We start from the raw sequence: 16,720 nt of genomic DNA on the forward strand, positions 1-16,720 counted from the left end.
CAATCCGCTGAAAAAGAATTGTTACAAATGGAAACTGAGTTAAAACAACATCTTTTAGAAATGAAATAAAAACGAAAGCACCTTGTTAAATGGCTACTAGCTTGGAGAAAAATGAAGAAGGCTATCTATGCCTGCTGATTTTTTTGAAAGTGAATAAGCCATTGGCTGTTGTAGTTAGAAAAAACTAAAAGCAAAATCAAACGTTCAGCTCCAAATAAATTGCTAATATCGTTGCGAATTCATGAGCTTTACGAGAGTAGTATGGGTGCTGAGATTGTTGCGAATTTATTCGCTTTACAAGGACAGTATGGGACGGAGCGCAAGCGAGTACCACTCCTTATGTTAATTACTTAAGAGTACCATTCCTTTGTTAGAAAAATTTAAAGCAGAAGCCACGCTTTAAATAAAGCAAAGCACTCTGGCTCAACAACAGATAAATTGAATGAAACACTATTTTGACTTACTTTGTCAAGGTAGTGTTTTTTTAATTTTGCAGGAGTTGTTTGACAGTTGATAGAGACAGTTTAAAAACAAGTCCAAACCGTTCACTCACAACAAAGAAAAAAAGCTCTGACTTAGAGTCAGGGCTTTTCAAGTCTATCCTAGTATTCGTCTTTATTAAAACCATAATCATTTAAATAAAGCTCTTTATTACGCCAATCTTTTTGAACTTTTACCCATAACTCTAAATAAACTTTTGAGCCTAGTAAAATTTCAATATCTTTACGCGCTTTTGTACCAATTTGTTTTAACATTGAACCTTGTTTACCAATGATAATACCTTTTTGTGACGAACGCTCAACCACGATCGTTGCCATAACATGAATTTTTTCGCCATCATTTTCTTGACGAACTTTATCAGTTGTTACAGCCACAGAATGAGGAATTTCTTCACGAGTTAATTCAAGCACTTTCTCACGTACTAATTCAGAGATAATGAAACGTTCTGGGTGATCTGTTACTTGATCTTCACTGTAGTACATTGGCCCCTCTGAAAGTTGTTTCTCAGTGATGCTTAAAAGATTTTGTACATTGTTTCCTTCAAGAGCAGAAATTGGTACAACTTCTGTGAAGTCTAATAATTGACGATACTCATCAATAAAGCCCATCAAATAATCTGGGTGTACTTGATCAATCTTATTAATTACTAGGTAAATTGGTGTTTCGCCAACTACTGATTGCAATTTATCAATGATAAATTCATCCCCAGGGCCCAATTTTTGCATTGCATTTACCATAAAGTAAATTACTTCTACCTCACGTAATGTACTTAAAGCACTCTTAACCATAAAATCACCTAATTTATGCTTAGGTTTATGTATCCCCGGCGTATCGATAAATACCATTTGAGCAGTATCTGTTGTATATACTCCTTGAATTTTATTACGTGTTGTTTGTGCTTTATCACTCATAATAGCAATTTTTTGCCCTACAATATGATTCATTAACGTTGATTTCCCAACGTTTGGACGACCAATAATCGCCACAAATCCTGATTTAAAACCTTCTTTTGTCATAGTTAGTTCATATCCTTTCCTGTAAAAGCGCCTGGTAATAGTTCGCTCACAGTTGTTTCTTGTGTATTTCCATTAAGATTTGTTAAAATTACTGGCATGTCAGGCTCACAAAACTCGGCAATCACTTGTCGACAAGCACCGCAAGGAGAAATTGGTCCATCAGTTTCTCCAACAATTACCATTTTCTCAAAAGTGCGTTCCCCTTCAAAAACAGCTTTGAAAATTGCTGTTCTTTCAGCACAATTTGTCAGGCCATAGGATGCATTTTCAATATTACATCCACCATAAACTTTGCCTTCTTTTGTCATTAACGCTGCGCCTACCTTGAACTTAGAATAAGGTACATAGGCACGTTCACGAGCAGCTTTCGCTTCTTCTATCAATTGTAGTGTTTGCATTATCAATCACTCCTTTTAGTTTGTAAGCCATTCAATTAAATACGGAATAAAAATGACGCTTCCTGTAATCACAGCACCAATAGTCGCAATCAATACTGCTCCCGCTGCAATATCTTTAGCTTGTTTAGCTAATTCGTTATATTCTGAAGTGCAGAGGTCAACAATACGTTCGCACGCTGTATTGACCATTTCTGCAAAAATAACACTTGTTATTGCAATAACAAGGAAAAGCCATTCTGTTTGCTTCAGGCTGAAAAATAAACCGAAAATCACAATTAGAACACTAGCAAGACAATGCACCTTCATGTTTTTTTCGTATTTAAAAACAAGTTTGATACCGTTAAACGCTAACCGGAATGAACGTCTAAAGGTTTTGTTTTTAAATTTCAGCACTGGTTTTTGATTAGTCACGAGTTAAACCATACGCTTCTAAAATGTTTTTTTGTTTATCAAACATTATTTTTTCTTCTCCCGGTTCCATGTGGTCATATCCAAGTAGATGCAACAACCCATGTAAGGCCAGAAAGCCAATTTCTCTCTCAAATGAATGACCAAAACTTTCAGCTTGTTCTCTTGCACGATCAATTGAAATAATGATATCTCCTAATATTCGTGGTTGCGGCTGATCATCTTCCCAAACAATCGTTACTTCCTCATCACTTTCCTCTTCTAATGCAAATGAGATAACATCAGTAGGGGCATCTTTATCGCGATAATCACGATTGATTACACGTATTTCTTCGTTAGTAACATAAGAGATTGAAACCTCACTATCCGCTTCGAGTGCTAGATTATTACCAGCAAATTGAATTAATTCTTCAACAGCTTCAATTTCTGTCGCTTTTAACTTGCCTGTTTCATCTACACTATCAATTACAAAACGCATACCGTACCTTCTTTCTATATCCTTATTTAGGGTATTCAATTCGTTGATGATAAACACCCACTAAAACTTTTAATAACGTTTCCTTTACAGTAACAATATCTTTCATCGACAACTCACATTCATCAAATTGTCCGTCTAAAAGACGATCCGTCGTAATGGCTTCAATCAAATCCTTCATCTTATCAATCGAAGGTGCTTTCATTGAACGCACAGCTGCTTCAACAGAATCCGCGATATTAACAACCGCAATTTCACGCGTTTGAGGCTTCGGACCTGGGTATCGAAAATCAGCTTCATCTACTTCTGGATTATTTTGCTTTTCAGCATGATAGAAAAATTTCAAAATAGTTGTTCCGTGATGTTGTTGTGCCATATCTATTATTGGTTGTGGAAAATGATGACGTTTTAATATTTCAGCACCCCCAGAAGCGTGTTCAATAATAATATCACGACTTTCTGCAGCAGTTAACAAATCATGAGGACTTTTGTCGCTATATTGATTTTCAACAAAAAAGGCGGGGTTAATCATTTTACCAACATCATGATAATAACAAGCAACTCTTGTATATAAAGAATCCGCTCCAATTGCCTCAGTTGCTGCTTCAGCTAAATTAGCCACCATTAAACTGTGATGATATGTCCCGGGAGCCTCGTTCATCATCTGTTTTAATAAAGGCTGTGAGGGGCTTGCTAGCTCAAGTAATCGATTAGGCGATAATACTCCAAAAATCGTTTCAAAGAGTGGCTGTAGCCCTAAACTGAGTATAAATGCTATCAACCCTCCTATCATACCATAAAAGATAGGCCACCAAAATGATAAACTTGAAATCGCTGTATTGTTAATTAATTGTATGATAAAGACTGAAACACCATTAAAGGCGGTGATATACATTGAATCGATAAATAAATCATTGCGTGTTTTTGGTTTATTTAAAATTAGCGTCGCTACAAGTCCAGTAATTAAAATATAAACAGTAAAGTAAATAATATTAGCCATATTTTGAGCATTTTGTAAAACTAATACTGAGGCTAAAACAATCTGCATGATACCGAGAAGTCGAAGTTCACGATAACCTAGCAATTGCAGTACCATTGGAACAAAAACTACGGGTAGTACAAAAAAGAGATTGTCGATGCCACGTTCAGAAATGTACCTGAAAACTAGCAGCATCGCATAACTTAAACTAATAATTGCTGTGAATATCACAAAGGCTATTGTAAAGTCTTTCCGCTTTTTACGTGCACGATAGATAAGAAAATAGGTTGTCAAAGCAATAACCATTGCTATCAAAGTATTCCCGATAATTTGTAATATGTTCATTTGTGATTTGACTAGGTGTAATAACTCGAGCTGACGGTATATATCGTCCGTTACAAGTTGACCTTCTTGTATAATGACCTGACCTTGCAAAATACGCACAGGTTGCACATTATTTTCAGCCACTGAACGTTGCTGAGATGTTGCATCAGAGTCATAGAAACTATTAACAGTAATGGCTGCATTAAGAATATCTGAAGCAGCTGAACGTAGATTCGAAGCAATCGCCAACTCGCTTATGTTTAGTTGGAGGTCTGCTCTAATATTTAAAAGTTGGCCTTCTGTTACACCTTTTTGTAGTTGTTTAGCGATAACACTTCCTATTGTAGTCTCTAAATCAGTTAGTTTATCAGGTGCAACTTTATATAACTTAACAAAACTATCATCACTAATATTAGTATGTTCAAATGTTAAATCATTTTTTGATAATAAAGCACGCACACGGGTAGTAATTTCTTTCTCATCAAAGGCTGTGAATTGTTTTTTATCCTTTATAGCTGCAGCCTTGGCTTTTTTTTCATCAGATTGCACTTGACGGATTGAGGTAAACAAAGCCGTAACAGAATCATTTTGATTTTGCGTGATGTTTGAATTGATCGTATAAACATCCGGGACATTATCACCTGCTATTGCTCTTTCACTAGCAGTTTTTTTATCATCTACAACTGTTTGAGGCGCTCTGACAGTGGCAGTTGAGACTTCATTTTTAATGATTTGATAAGGTCTCACTGCACTAGAAAAGTTAAGGACGACTGCGATAACAATCGCAAAAGTAAACAGCGTTATTAACGCCGTTAATTTCTCCCGTCGCTTATTTTCTTGGCGCTTCTTATTCTTTTTCATTGCTCTCTTCACGCTCCTCTATATTGGGCGCTTGATATTCGGCACCATAGGCATCAATTATCTTTCCGACCAGCGGGTGTCTGACTACATCTTCTGTTTGGAATGTTATAAAACCGATGTCTTTAATATTTTTTAACAATCGCTCAGAATGAATCAAACCACTCATCACACCTTTTGGTAAATCGACCTGTGTACTATCTCCATTAACAATCATTTTTGAACCATAACCCAATCGGGTCAGAAACATCTTCATTTGGGCTTTTGTTGTATTTTGAGCTTCATCAAGGATCACGAATGCTTCATCAATTGTACGCCCGCGCATATATGCCAACGGTGCAATTTCAATCACACCACGATCCATTAAACGATTGGTAGAATCTCTACCTAAAACATCATATAACGCATCATAAACTGGGCGTAAATAAGGATCAACTTTCTCTTTTAAGTCCCCTGGTAAGAAGCCGAGACTTTCTCCTGCTTCAACAGCAGGTCGTGTTAGTAATATCTTGCTCACTTGGCCTTTTTTCAAAGCTTCCACAGCCATTACGACTGCAAGGTACGTTTTACCTGTACCTGCCGGACCGATTCCAAATGTAATATCTTTAGCTTTTACCGAATGGACATACTGTCTTTGACCAAATGTCTTAGGACGGATTGGTTTACCTTTAACAGTTTTATATATAACTTCATCGTATAATGTGGCAAAGAAATCAATTGTTCCATTAACAGCCATTTTACTGGCTTGTGTAACATCGCGTAAATCAATATTTATTTGTTTCTCAATCACTTCATTGATTGCAATAAATGTTTGCTTCACAAACTTCACTTGTTCACTTTCACCTGAAAATGTAAAAGTTCCACCACGAGTGATAATTTTTACGTTGAAAAAATTTTCGAGATAACGAATATTTGAATCGTTAGTACCAATTAAGAGCTGTGCATGTTCTGTGTTTGTAACATCAAAAGTATCAGTTAGTTGATTGGCAGTATCATTCATATGTTATGCTCCTTTTTAATTGACTTATTATTCCATTTTACCCTAATAACGCCAACATTCAAAATCTTAGTAAGCAAAAAGTCTCTTTTTGACCAAACTATCTCTTTAATCAATAGAAAAAGGGCCCCAACAATGAAGTTAGGTGCCCTTTTAATTAGATATGTTTCGCTTTACTATTTTTCAACGCTTTTGGTGGTGCTAAAATCTCAGCCATTACCAACCCTTTTAAAACGTTTTCTTTCTCTAAAAGAGAAGTCCCAGTTTTAGCTAATGGTCCCTTAACAACTGTTTTTTTAGCACTTGCGCGATGAGATACACGTGACTCATTAATCTCACCATTATTACGTGTTGATTGACGACTGCCTCGATTGGCATCGAGTGCCGCTTGTCGAGTCGAATTTTCACGCACTGCAGGACGACGTCCTTCGGTAGAACGACGATTCCTAACAGGCACTTCATCAACAGCTACCTTTTTAGAAGCAACAGGTGTCGGTTTTTGACGTGATTGACTACGATCAACACTACGACGTTTTGTCTCAACAGGCGGACGAACAGGTGCCGATTGCTTAGCTGATTGTTCGGCAGCTTTGCGCTCTTTTTTCTTCTTGTCATCGAGGTACATGGTAATTAACCAAGCCGCACCACCGATGATCATCAATAGAAACTCCATTATTTCGCCTCCATGTTAAAGCTATTGTTTTTTATTCTTGCTTTCTTCACTTGAATCATTTAATTGACTGATCGCTTCACGCATATCTGTATCTGATTCAATATTTTTAAGGTTGTAATAATCCATAACGCCGATTTTACCGTTACGCAAAGCTTCTGCCATTGCAAGAGGTACTTCTGCTTCAGATTCAACAACTTTCGCACGCATTTCTTCTACTTTTGCACGCATCTCTTGTTCAGAAGCAACGGCCATAGCGCGTCGTTCTTCAGCTTTAGCTTGAGCGATATTTTTATCCGCTTCCGCTTGTTCTGTTTGTAATTCAGCACCAATGTTTGTACCAATGTCGACATCCGCAATATCAATTGAAAGAATTTCAAAAGCAGTACCGGCATCTAAACCTTTAGATAATACTGTTTTAGAAATCAAGTCTGGGTTTTCAAGTACTTTGTTGTGTTCTACTGATGAACCGATTGTTGATACAATACCTTCACCAACACGAGCGATGATTGTTTCTTCACCAGCACCACCGACTAAACGTTCGATGTTAGCACGTACTGTAATACGAGCTTTTGCTTTTACTTCAATACCGTTCATTGCCACACCTGAAATAAATGGCGTTTCAATAACTTTAGGGTTTACAGACATCTGAACTGCTTGTAACACGTCACGACCTGCTAAATCAATTGCAGCTGAACGTTCAAATGTTAACTCAATATTTGCACGGTGAGCAGCGATAAGCGCATTCACGACGCGGTCAACGTTACCTCCGGCTAAATAATGACTCTCCAATTGATTAATCGTTGTATTTAAGCCCGCTTTTTGAGCTTTAATTAACGGGTTAACAATGCTACCTGGACGTACACGTCTCAAACGCATACCAATTAATGTTGTAATGCTGACACGAACGCCTGCAGCTAATGCACTAATCCACAAACCAACGGGAACGATTGTAAAAATAATCATCAATAAGATTATTACGAAAATCGCTAAAATAATCATTACGATGTTTCCTGCTATTAAATCTTCCATAGTGTATACCTCCTAGTATTGTATGTTGCTTCTTCATAGTTGCTTATATTTAGGTTCTGTCAGAAATTTGTGACATCTTTTAAAAAAAAGAGTTACTTATTCACCTTTTCTAACAACAACCCGCATACCTTCTACTTTAACTACTGTTACAGTGACATCGCTTTCAATGAAGTCGCCTTCAGAAACAACATCGATAAGATTGCCATCCAATACCATTGTTCCCGCAGGACGCAAGGCAGTTTTGGTCTTACCAGATTTACCCACTAATTCAGGACGGTTTTCACTTGAGACATAACCTTCTTCTGTTTTTGTGGATTCTCTTAACACAAGTTTACGAAAAATATTCATTCGTTTTCCCAACACCTTTATCATAATTAAAATAGTCGCCCACATAACTAGAAGCGCACATGCTAATGCGATCATGATTGTGAACCAATCTTCAAAACCAGCTAGGAAAATACTAATAAGGACGCCTAACACTCCTAATGTACCAACAATGCCTCCTGGTACAACTACTTCTAACAGGACAAGCACAAAACCAATAACGAATATGAGAACGAGCACCCAACTAGCGGAACCCAACATTATATGACTGAAGAAATATATAAAAACAAATATCAAACCAATGATCCCAAAAGCACTGAATCCTTTTGTGAAAAGTTCAATACCAAAGCTCAGACCTGCTAGGATTAATAATGCCGCTATAACCAATGGTTGCGTTAAAAACGTAGCAATACGATCCATAGCAGATGATTGCATTTGCGAAGCTGCCAATACTTGTTGAGCAGGAAATGCAATGGCGGCTACGCTTGCAATAAGGAGCCATAAAACCTTTTTAGACTTCCTCATCAGCCTCACCTCTTTTATATTATTTTTTAAAAAGAGCCAGGAAAACAAGTGTTCTCCTGGCTCTACAGTTTTAATTTACTTAAGATAATTTTTGTTGTAAAAGTTTACTAATTACTGATCCATCAGCTTTACCTTTAACTTTTGGTAAGATAACTTTCATTACTTTACCAAAATCAGCTTTAGATGTTGCACCAGTTTCAGCGATAACTTCTTCGACAATAGCTAAAATTTCTTCTTCAGTAAGTTGGGTTGGTAAATATTCTTCGATAACTTTAAGCTCGACATTAAGTCCAGCTACTAAGTCTTCGCGGCCTGCACTTTCAAATTCGCCCAACGATTCTTTACGTTGTTTAAATTCTCGAGATAACACGGTTAGTTCTTCTTCTGAATCCAATTCGTCGCCTTTTTTAATAGACTCATTTTGGATTGCAGCTTTAACCATTCGAATGACAGATAATCGTGCTTTATCTTTCGCACGCATTGCATCCTTCATATCTTGATTTAATTGTCCCAAAAGACTCATGAATTTTCATCCTCACTAATTAGAACTTGCGTTTACGTGCTGCTTCTGATTTTTTCTTACGTTTTACGCTTGGTTTTTCATAAAATTCGCGCTTTCTAAATTCTTGCATAGTACCTGTTTTCGATACCGAACGTTTAAAGCGACGAAGAGCATCTTCAAGCGATTCGTTTTTGCGAACAACTGTTTTTGACATCTCTTAACCCTCCCTCCGCACACTGGAGTTACTCAATAAATATCGTGAAGCAATATTTACTGCTAAGTATTATTTTAATACTTAGATGATTATTCCTCTAAACGAACAACCACTCTATGCAATTATATAATAGTAAGAAATAAACGTCAACTTTTTATCGCTTATAATTCAAATTCATATGAAATTGCTGCCATTGCATAAAGTGGCGCTGTTTCTGTCCTTAAAATTCTTGGACCTAAAGACCCTGATATTGCACCTTTTTCAATATAACTAGTCACTTCGTTTCTAGAAAGACCACCTTCTGGACCTGTTATGATAAGTAATTTGTCATTAATTTTCATCGTATTTAAGAGCTTTTTAAAGACTTTTTGCTCATTTATTTTAGCTTCTTCTTCATCAGCAATAAAAACATGCGTATACTGTGCTAATTCCAGCAACAATTTTTTTGATGTTAACAACGGTAAAATTTCGGGCACATGAACACGATGTGATTGTTCTGCAGCCTCTTGAGCAATTTTTTGAAGGCGTTGACGTTTTTTCGTTTCTTTTTTTTCATCCCATTTTACAATTGAACGCTCGGCTTCAAATGGCTGAATCGAAAAAATACCTAACTCCGTTGTTTTTTGCACAATCAAATCTAATTTGTCACCCTTTGGAAGTCCGCACGCTAATGTAACATCAATTGGCAATTCAACTGTTTTTTCCAATCGCTCAGTTAAATGACAGCTGATTGTTTCTTTCTCTACTTCTTCTATCGTTACAATATAAGTTTCACCTGCGTTAAAAACAAATATCAACTGATCGCCTGACACATGGCGCATCACATTAATAATGTGATGATAATGTGGAATGCCTATGCTGATTTTTTGTGATTCTGGTACATTACTGTCTATAAAATAACGTTGCATTTTACGCCTCTTTTCGAGCGACTAACACAAACCAATCGTCCTTGTTGTCGCGCTCAATAATAGTCATTCCAGCTGCTTCAATCGCAGCTGCTACCTCATCAACTTTTTCCTCAATGATGCCTGAAGCAATAAATAAACCGTTTGGTTTCAACACGCGGTATACATCATTAGGGAATAATAAAATAATGTCAGCTAAAATATTTGCAACTACAACTTCAGCATTACGTTCTATACCTTCTAGTAAATTACCAGTTGTCACTTCGACCACACCATCAACTTTATTATAATCAATGTTTTCTTGTGCAGCACGCACAGCAACATCATCAAGATCTAACGCAAGGACAGATTTAGCACCTAATTTAGCTGCCAAAATACTTAATACACCTGAACCTGTACCGACATCAATAACATCATCTCCAGCTTTAACATATTTTTCAACAGCCTCTAGGCATAAACGCGTTGTTTGATGCGTACCTGTACCAAAAGCCATGCCTGGGTCTAACTCAATAATATGCTCATCAGCAGAATGAGGTGTGTATTCCTCCCATGTTGGAACGATTGTCAGCTTGTCTGTGACCTGTACAGGGTGATAAAACTCTTTCCATGCATTAGCCCATTCTTCTTGCTTAACTTCAGTGAGCGTCCAATCAATCGGTCCTAAATCAATATCATATTGAACGAGGCCTTTTATTAATTCATGAATGGCTTCAAAATCAGTATTTTCATGTTCGTCAGCTGTATAATATGCTTTAACAACAACACCTTCATTCGGATAGTCCTCCGAATCTAATGCATACATCTCACCAAATTGTTGCGGATGCTCACGTGTCATCTCTGCACTATCTTCAATTGCAACGCCGTTTGCACCGTTTTCCATAAACACATTTGAAATCGCATCCATTGCGGCATGTGTTGTTGTCACACTCACTTCGATAAAATCCATTACTAACATCTCCTTTAATATAGCACTCTGTATGATTGTACCCTATCCATCGAAAGCGTGAAAGTCCCAATCAAGCAATTCATTCGAAATCAATTAAAATTTCAATCTTCTTGTAGCCAGTTATACAAAAAAAACAGCGTATTGACAACTATGTCAATACACTGTTTTTTTAGTTAAATTAAATCAGCTTTTAAGAATGAACCAAGTGTTTTTACGGGGTTAAAGGTGCTTTTATTTTTATTACAGCTAGCATTGTTTGCTAGTTCTATCTAATAAAAGTCCATAACTCCTGCTAGATTTCAACTGGGTATGAAGGTGCTTTCACTACACTTTTTTTAACAAAGGAATGGCACTCTCGTATAGCGAATAAATTCGCTACGATATTAGCATTTCTTTGTAGCTGAACATTTGGTTTTGCTTTTATTCTCTCCAACTACAACAGCGAATGTCTCACTCTCTTTCAAAAAATCAGCAGGCTCAGATAGCCTCCTTCATTTTTTCCAAGCTCGTTGCCATTAAACGGGCTATTTTCGTTTTTATTTATCTCTAGCACTTCACACCAAAATTTGTGATATTTCAAAAATACCATCCTGACAAATAACGTCAAAATGGTATTTTTTCCAATCTCTTCAATTTTAAATGGGTATGAAGATGCTTTTATTCACCTTTAAATGCTTTGCGCATTTTATCAAAGAAACCGTCATTGGCATTGTCGCCGTCTGTTGCTTTAGCAAGTTCTTTAATGGCTTTGCGTTGCGCGTCTGTTAGTTTTTGTGGTACAACTACACGCACTTGAATGTGTTGATCACCATGACCAGAACGTTGTAAGCGCGGTGCTCCTTTACCTCTTAAACGGAAGTTCGTACCGTTTTGTGTACCTGCTGGTATTTTCAATCGGACATTACCATGTAGCGTAGGCACTTCAATTTCTGCTCCTAATGCCGCTTGAGTAAATGTTATCGGTACTTCCGCATAAATATCATCACCATGACGTTCAAAGAACTCATCTGGGATAACATCAAATACGACATAAAGGTCACCGTTAGGGCCGCCATTATAACCGGCTGCTCCTTGGTTTGAAACGCGCATTTGTTGACCGTCATCTACTCCTGCCGGAACTTTTAATTTAAGTTTTTTAACTTTCACTTCACGTTCTTTTGTTTTTTCATTGATTTCTTCACGACGGTAACTGATTTCAACTTCTTTACCAAAAATCGCTTCACGGAATTTCAAACGCATTGTGTATTGCATATCTTGACCTGCACGTGGTGCATTCGGATCACGACGGCGTCCGCCGCCAAAGAAGCTTTCAAAAATATCCTCGAAGCCACCGCCGCCAAAACCTGCGCCGCCTCCACCGAAACCACCACCGCCGAATCCTGCGTTAGGGTCAGTATGACCAAATTGATCATATTGTGCTTTCTTTTGATCATCGCTTAATATTTCATAAGCTTCTGATATCTCTTTAAACTTAGCATCAGCGCCAGCATCTTTATTAATGTCTGGATGATACTGTTTTGATAATTTTCGATACGCTTTCTTTATCTCTTGAGCTGTGGCTGATTTACTTACGCCTAAAGCTTCATATGGATCTTTGTTTGCCATTTTAATTCATCACTCCTTAAACATATTGTATAACTTTAACACGGGATTACAAAGGACGCCAGTTACAAATAAAAGACCATAGTCACAAAATGCGGACATGGCCTTTTATTCTGACAATCATACTACTTATTTTTTGTCTTTATCTTCGTCATCGTTGATTTCTTCAAATTCTGCATCAACCACGTCAGAGTTAGCATCTCCCGCTTCAGCGCCTTCTGCACCTTGTTGTGCTTTAGCTGCTTCTTCATAAAGTTTTACAGATAAGTTTTGAACGATTTCATTCAAAGTATCTTTTTTAGCTTTGATGTCTTCAAAATCTTCGCCTTCTAGAGCTGTTTTCAATTCATCACGCGCTGCTTCTGCTTTTGTTACTTCTTCAGCATCCACTTTACCTTCTAAATCTTTCAATGTTTTATCAACACTAAAGATTAATTGGTCAGCTTCGTTACGTGTATCAACTTCTTCTTTATGTTTTGCATCTGCTTCAGCGTTTGCTTCTGCATCTTTAACCATACGTTCAATCTCTTCGTCAGTTAAACCTGATGAAGATTTGATTACGATGTTTTGCTCTTTACCAGTACCTAAATCTTTAGCGTTAACTGTAACAATACCGTTTTTATCAATATCAAATGATACTTCAATTTGTGGTACGCCACGTTGTGCAGCTGGGATATCAGATAATTGGAAACGACCTAATGTTTTGTTATCTTTAGCCATTGGACGTTCACCTTGTAATACGTGAATATCTACAGCTGGTTGGTTATCAACGGCTGTTGAGAACACTTGTGATTTAGAAGTTGGAATTGTTGTGTTACGTTCGATTAATGTTGTTAACACGCCACCCATTGTTTCAATACCTAATGATAATGGTGTAACGTCTAACAATACAACATCTTTAACGTCACCTGTAATAACACCACCTTGAATTGCTGCACCCATTGCTACAACTTCATCAGGGTTCACACCTTTATGCGGTTCTTTACCTAATTCTTTTTTAACTGCATCTTGTACAGATGGAATACGAGTTGATCCACCTACTAAGATAACTTGATCAATATCGCTTGCAGATAATTTAGAATCTTTCATTGCTTGACGTACAGGAATAACAGTACGCTCTACTAATGAAGCAGTGATATCATCAAATTTCGCACGAGTTAATGTGATTTCTAAATGCATAGGACCATTTGATCCTGCAGTAATAAATGGTAATGAGATTTGAGTTGAAGAAACACCTGATAAATCTTTTTTAGCTTTTTCAGCTGCATCTTTCAAACGTTGTGAAGCCATTTTGTCTTTAGACAAATCAATACCATTTTCTTTTTTGAATTCTTCTACCAAGTAGTCAATAATCGCTTGGTCAAAGTCATCTCCACCAAGTGAGTTATCACCAGCTGTTGCTAATACTTCAAACACACCGTCGCCTAATTCAAGAATAGAAACATCGAAAGTACCACCACCAAGGTCAAATACTAAAACTGTTTGGTCTTCCTCAGTTTTCTCAATACCATATGCAAGTGCTGCTGCTGTTGGCTCATTTACAATACGTTCAACTTCTAAACCAGCAATTTTACCTGCATCTTTAGTTGCTTGACGTTGTGCATCGTTGAAATAAGCTGGAACTGTAATAACTGCTTTAGTTACCGCTTCACCTAAGTAGTCTTCAGCATATCCTTTAAGATATTGTAAGATAATTGCTGAAATTTCTTGTGGTGAATAATCTTTACCATCAATATTTTCAACATGATCTGTACCCATGTAACGTTTAATAGATGAAATTGTATGTGGGTTAGTAATCATTTGACGTTTTGCAACTTCACCAACTTGACGTTCACCATCTTTAAATGCTACAACTGATGGCGTTGTACGGCCACCTTCTGGGTTTGGAATAATTTTAGCTTCTCCACCTTCAAGAACTGAAACAGCAGAGTTTGTTGTACCTAAGTCAATACCAATAATTTTACTCATAATAATCTTCCTCCTAATATATCTTTTTTAGTTATTTTAACCTGTTTGTGGTTATTGATTTACTTTAACCATCGCAGGGCGAATCACACGATCTTTTAATTTATAACCTTTTTGTAGTTCAGCAGTGACCACGTTGCTATCAAAAGCTTTGTCATCATCTTGCATGACTGCTTGATGCACGTTTGGATCAAATGTTTCACCGACAGTTGCAATAACTTCTACACCTTCAGCTTCCATTGCTGCTTCTAATTGGCGTTGGACAATTTCAATTCCTTCTAGGAATGACTTCGTATCTTCCCCCGCCAATTCTGTTGCCATTGCTCGTTCAAAATTATCTAATACTGGCAATAGTTTTTCAACTAATGATTGTGAACGAAATTTCGCTGCACTTGCCGATTCGATTTTTTGACGACGACGACTGTTATCAAAATCAGCTTGTAATCTTAAATAACGTGTTTCTAACTCATCATATTTTTCAGTTAACACTTCTAATTCTGATGGCTCTACAACTTCTTCGCTTGTTTCTGCCTCAGATTCATTAATTATTTCTTCTGTTTCATTTGTTTCTTTTGTTGTATCTACAGTTTCATCAACTGTTTCTTTCTTAATTTCTTCACTCACATTATTACCTCACTTTATGTTTTTTTATTTTCTCCCTCATCATAATGATGTGTTAAAAAGTGGGATAAATCTTTACTGACTTCATCAATTACTTGAATTGAACGGTCATAAGACATACGCGTCGGCCCCAATAAAGCAATAACCCCCGCTTTTTGGTCGTCCACTTTGTAAGTGCTTGTTATCAAGCTGAAATCCTTGAACAGGTTGTTGGAAATTTCATCACCAATCATAACATTGATACCTTCTGGCACATCATTGACTAGCTCAAAAACATCGTCTCTCTGTTCAAGCAGTTTAATCACATCACGTATTTGTGAGGTCTGACTAAATTCTGGTTGATTTAAGATATGTGATTGTCCGGAAAAAACAATCTTTTCCTGCGGCGTCTGGTGAAAAACACTTGTTAAAAGCGTTTGAATTGCTTCAAATTCACTGGTATGACGCTGCAATAATTCATTTACTTCTCGCGGTAACCTTCCCTTAATTTCATTTAAAGGAAGATTAACCAACTTCTCATTAAGAATTGCGACAACCCGCTCAATATCAGATGCGGAAACATCGGTTACAAGATTGAAACGGTGATTCTCAACATGCCCAGTAGTTGTCACTAAAATAGCAACTACTTGCCGAGCACTAATCGGTATCAACTGAAAGCTTGCAAGTCGATTCAACTGCATATTTGGCCCTAACACAATTGCTGTGTAGTTCGTTAAATTAGACAAAATATCAGCTGAATTCCGAATCAATTCCCCCATTTCTGAGTATTCACGACTGAACAACTGATGAATCAGTTGCATGTCAGACGGGTGAATCGCCATTTTCCCAACGAGAAAATCAACATAGTAGCGATACCCCTGTTCAGAAGGTACGCGACCTGATGACGAATGCGTTTTTTCAATAAAACCTCGTTGTTCTAAAATTCCCATTTCATTACGAATGGTAGCTGAACTGAAAGGCAAATTACTTTCATTAACCAATGCACTAGATCCAATTGGTTTTGCCGTTCCGATGTAGTTGCGAACAATTGTCTTAAGTATCAGTAACTGTCTTTCTGATAACATTTAACATCACTCCTTTTAGCACTCTAAGGTGTCAAGTGCTAACTACATTCTTAATTTAACAAATAAGTCAGACTATGTCAATAACTTACACTCGAAAAATGACCTTTTTTGACCTATTTTTTATTTTTACTTGTTTCTCTAAAAAAAACTCTCCCAAATTGGAAGAGCTGCAGTGTTTAGAAAAAGTAAGACTCAACATTTTTTTGTCAATAATCTGGTTAACTAGCTATTTATTATATCTATTTACTTAATGACGGGCTGTTTTCGTTTTTATTGTTTTCCAGTAAAATCCAAACAACTCCTACTAAATTTCAAAAAACTCTTCCTGACAAAAAACGTCAAAAAGAGTTCTTTTCCAATTTCTTTGTAGCTGAACGTTTGGTTTTGCTTTTAG

Annotated in this window: 17 protein-coding genes; all 17 read right to left on the reverse strand. The window is 36.9% G+C overall.

What is annotated here, in order from left to right; all coding sequences use genetic code 11:
• Positions 1 to 602 precede the first annotated feature (602 nt).
• The 17 genes from era to hrcA all read right to left on the reverse strand — a co-directional run bounded on the left by era (position 603) and on the right by hrcA (position 16,326).
• Positions 603 to 1,517: a GTPase Era gene (era, locus tag IKV95_RS09080; RefSeq protein WP_029091171.1), complete on the reverse strand. Its 915-nt coding sequence runs from the start codon at positions 1,515 to 1,517 to the stop codon at positions 603 to 605.
• Positions 1,518 to 1,519: 2 nt separating this feature from the next.
• Positions 1,520 to 1,915 carry a cytidine deaminase gene (locus IKV95_RS09085; RefSeq protein ID WP_029091170.1) on the reverse strand — a complete coding sequence of 132 codons (396 nt, stop codon included), beginning with the start codon at positions 1,913 to 1,915 and terminating at the stop codon, positions 1,520 to 1,522.
• A 15-nt stretch (positions 1,916 to 1,930) separates the two neighbouring features.
• Positions 1,931 to 2,326: a diacylglycerol kinase family protein gene (locus tag IKV95_RS09090; protein ID WP_069118876.1), complete on the reverse strand. Its 396-nt coding sequence runs from the start codon at positions 2,324 to 2,326 to the stop codon at positions 1,931 to 1,933.
• On the reverse strand, positions 2,319 to 2,801 hold the full coding sequence (ybeY, locus tag IKV95_RS09095; protein WP_029091168.1) for an rRNA maturation RNase YbeY: 483 nt from the start codon (positions 2,799 to 2,801) through the stop codon (positions 2,319 to 2,321). The genes IKV95_RS09090 and ybeY overlap by 8 nt, the downstream gene beginning before the upstream one ends.
• A 22-nt stretch (positions 2,802 to 2,823) precedes the next feature.
• On the reverse strand, positions 2,824 to 4,962 hold the full coding sequence (locus tag IKV95_RS09100) for an HD family phosphohydrolase (protein ID WP_051535957.1): 2,139 nt from the start codon (positions 4,960 to 4,962) through the stop codon (positions 2,824 to 2,826).
• Positions 4,949 to 5,959: a PhoH family protein gene (locus IKV95_RS09105; RefSeq protein WP_069118877.1), complete on the reverse strand. Its 1,011-nt coding sequence runs from the start codon at positions 5,957 to 5,959 to the stop codon at positions 4,949 to 4,951. The genes IKV95_RS09100 and IKV95_RS09105 overlap by 14 nt, the downstream gene beginning before the upstream one ends.
• Before the next feature lie 154 nt (positions 5,960 to 6,113).
• Positions 6,114 to 6,629, reverse strand: a complete 516-nt coding sequence (locus IKV95_RS09110; protein ID WP_069118878.1) for a hypothetical protein — start codon at positions 6,627 to 6,629, stop codon at positions 6,114 to 6,116.
• Between the two features lie 21 nt (positions 6,630 to 6,650).
• Positions 6,651 to 7,658 (reverse strand): flotillin-like protein FloA, encoded by a 1,008-nt coding sequence (floA, locus tag IKV95_RS09115; RefSeq protein ID WP_036027084.1) that lies wholly within the window; start codon positions 7,656 to 7,658, stop codon positions 6,651 to 6,653.
• Positions 7,659 to 7,754: 96 nt separating this feature from the next.
• The gene (locus tag IKV95_RS09120) at positions 7,755 to 8,507 is read right to left on the reverse strand and encodes an NfeD family protein (protein WP_051457365.1); all 753 of its coding nucleotides are present in this window, start codon (positions 8,505 to 8,507) and stop codon (positions 7,755 to 7,757) included.
• A gap of 79 nt (positions 8,508 to 8,586) precedes the next feature.
• Positions 8,587 to 9,030, reverse strand: coding sequence for a GatB/YqeY domain-containing protein (locus IKV95_RS09125; protein ID WP_029091163.1), 444 nt, complete (start codon positions 9,028 to 9,030; stop codon positions 8,587 to 8,589).
• A gap of 19 nt (positions 9,031 to 9,049) precedes the next feature.
• Positions 9,050 to 9,223, reverse strand: a complete 174-nt coding sequence (gene rpsU / locus IKV95_RS09130) for a 30S ribosomal protein S21 (protein WP_029091162.1) — start codon at positions 9,221 to 9,223, stop codon at positions 9,050 to 9,052.
• A 161-nt stretch (positions 9,224 to 9,384) separates the two neighbouring features.
• Entirely contained in the window at positions 9,385 to 10,131 is a 747-nt protein-coding gene (locus IKV95_RS09135; protein ID WP_029091161.1) for a 16S rRNA (uracil(1498)-N(3))-methyltransferase, read from the reverse strand.
• Position 10,132: 1 nt separating this feature from the next.
• Entirely contained in the window at positions 10,133 to 11,074 is a 942-nt protein-coding gene (gene prmA, locus IKV95_RS09140) for a 50S ribosomal protein L11 methyltransferase (protein WP_029091160.1), read from the reverse strand.
• A gap of 657 nt (positions 11,075 to 11,731) precedes the next feature.
• The gene (locus IKV95_RS09145) at positions 11,732 to 12,679 is read right to left on the reverse strand and encodes a DnaJ C-terminal domain-containing protein (RefSeq protein WP_069118881.1); all 948 of its coding nucleotides are present in this window, start codon (positions 12,677 to 12,679) and stop codon (positions 11,732 to 11,734) included.
• 126 nt (positions 12,680 to 12,805) lie between these two features.
• Positions 12,806 to 14,644, reverse strand: a complete 1,839-nt coding sequence (gene dnaK / locus IKV95_RS09150; RefSeq protein ID WP_069118882.1) for a molecular chaperone DnaK — start codon at positions 14,642 to 14,644, stop codon at positions 12,806 to 12,808.
• Positions 14,645 to 14,695: 51 nt separating this feature from the next.
• On the reverse strand, positions 14,696 to 15,265 hold the full coding sequence (grpE, locus tag IKV95_RS09155) for a nucleotide exchange factor GrpE (protein WP_029091157.1): 570 nt from the start codon (positions 15,263 to 15,265) through the stop codon (positions 14,696 to 14,698).
• Between the two features lie 14 nt (positions 15,266 to 15,279).
• On the reverse strand, positions 15,280 to 16,326 hold the full coding sequence (gene hrcA / locus IKV95_RS09160; protein WP_069118884.1) for a heat-inducible transcriptional repressor HrcA: 1,047 nt from the start codon (positions 16,324 to 16,326) through the stop codon (positions 15,280 to 15,282).
• Between the last annotated feature and the right edge of the window lie 394 nt (positions 16,327 to 16,720).

It is taken from the genome of Brochothrix sp. (genome assembly GCF_017549435.1).
Lineage (GTDB): Bacteria > Bacillota > Bacilli > Lactobacillales > Listeriaceae > Brochothrix > Brochothrix thermosphacta.

Bases quoted from the DNA above. Each gene is read 5' to 3' on its own strand.
- era (WP_029091171.1), bottom strand. From the start codon at position 1,517: ATGACAAAAGAAGGTTTTAAATCAGGATTTGTGGCGATTATTGGTCGT.
- IKV95_RS09085 (WP_029091170.1), bottom strand. From the start codon at position 1,915: ATGCAAACACTACAATTGATAGAAGAAGCGAAAGCTGCTCGTGAACGT.
- ybeY (WP_029091168.1), bottom strand. From the start codon at position 2,801: ATGCGTTTTGTAATTGATAGTGTAGATGAAACAGGCAAGTTAAAAGCG.
- IKV95_RS09100 (WP_051535957.1), bottom strand. From the start codon at position 4,962: ATGAAAAAGAATAAGAAGCGCCAAGAAAATAAGCGACGGGAGAAATTA.
- IKV95_RS09105 (WP_069118877.1), bottom strand. From the start codon at position 5,959: ATGAATGATACTGCCAATCAACTAACTGATACTTTTGATGTTACAAAC.
- IKV95_RS09110 (WP_069118878.1), bottom strand. From the start codon at position 6,629: ATGGAGTTTCTATTGATGATCATCGGTGGTGCGGCTTGGTTAATTACC.
- floA (WP_036027084.1), bottom strand. From the start codon at position 7,658: ATGGAAGATTTAATAGCAGGAAACATCGTAATGATTATTTTAGCGATT.
- IKV95_RS09120 (WP_051457365.1), bottom strand. From the start codon at position 8,507: ATGAGGAAGTCTAAAAAGGTTTTATGGCTCCTTATTGCAAGCGTAGCC.
- IKV95_RS09125 (WP_029091163.1), bottom strand. From the start codon at position 9,030: ATGAGTCTTTTGGGACAATTAAATCAAGATATGAAGGATGCAATGCGT.
- rpsU (WP_029091162.1), bottom strand. From the start codon at position 9,223: ATGTCAAAAACAGTTGTTCGCAAAAACGAATCGCTTGAAGATGCTCTT.
- IKV95_RS09135 (WP_029091161.1), bottom strand. From the start codon at position 10,131: ATGCAACGTTATTTTATAGACAGTAATGTACCAGAATCACAAAAAATC.
- prmA (WP_029091160.1), bottom strand. From the start codon at position 11,074: ATGGATTTTATCGAAGTGAGTGTGACAACAACACATGCCGCAATGGAT.
- IKV95_RS09145 (WP_069118881.1), bottom strand. From the start codon at position 12,679: ATGGCAAACAAAGATCCATATGAAGCTTTAGGCGTAAGTAAATCAGCC.
- dnaK (WP_069118882.1), bottom strand. From the start codon at position 14,644: ATGAGTAAAATTATTGGTATTGACTTAGGTACAACAAACTCTGCTGTT.
- hrcA (WP_069118884.1), bottom strand. From the start codon at position 16,326: ATGTTATCAGAAAGACAGTTACTGATACTTAAGACAATTGTTCGCAAC.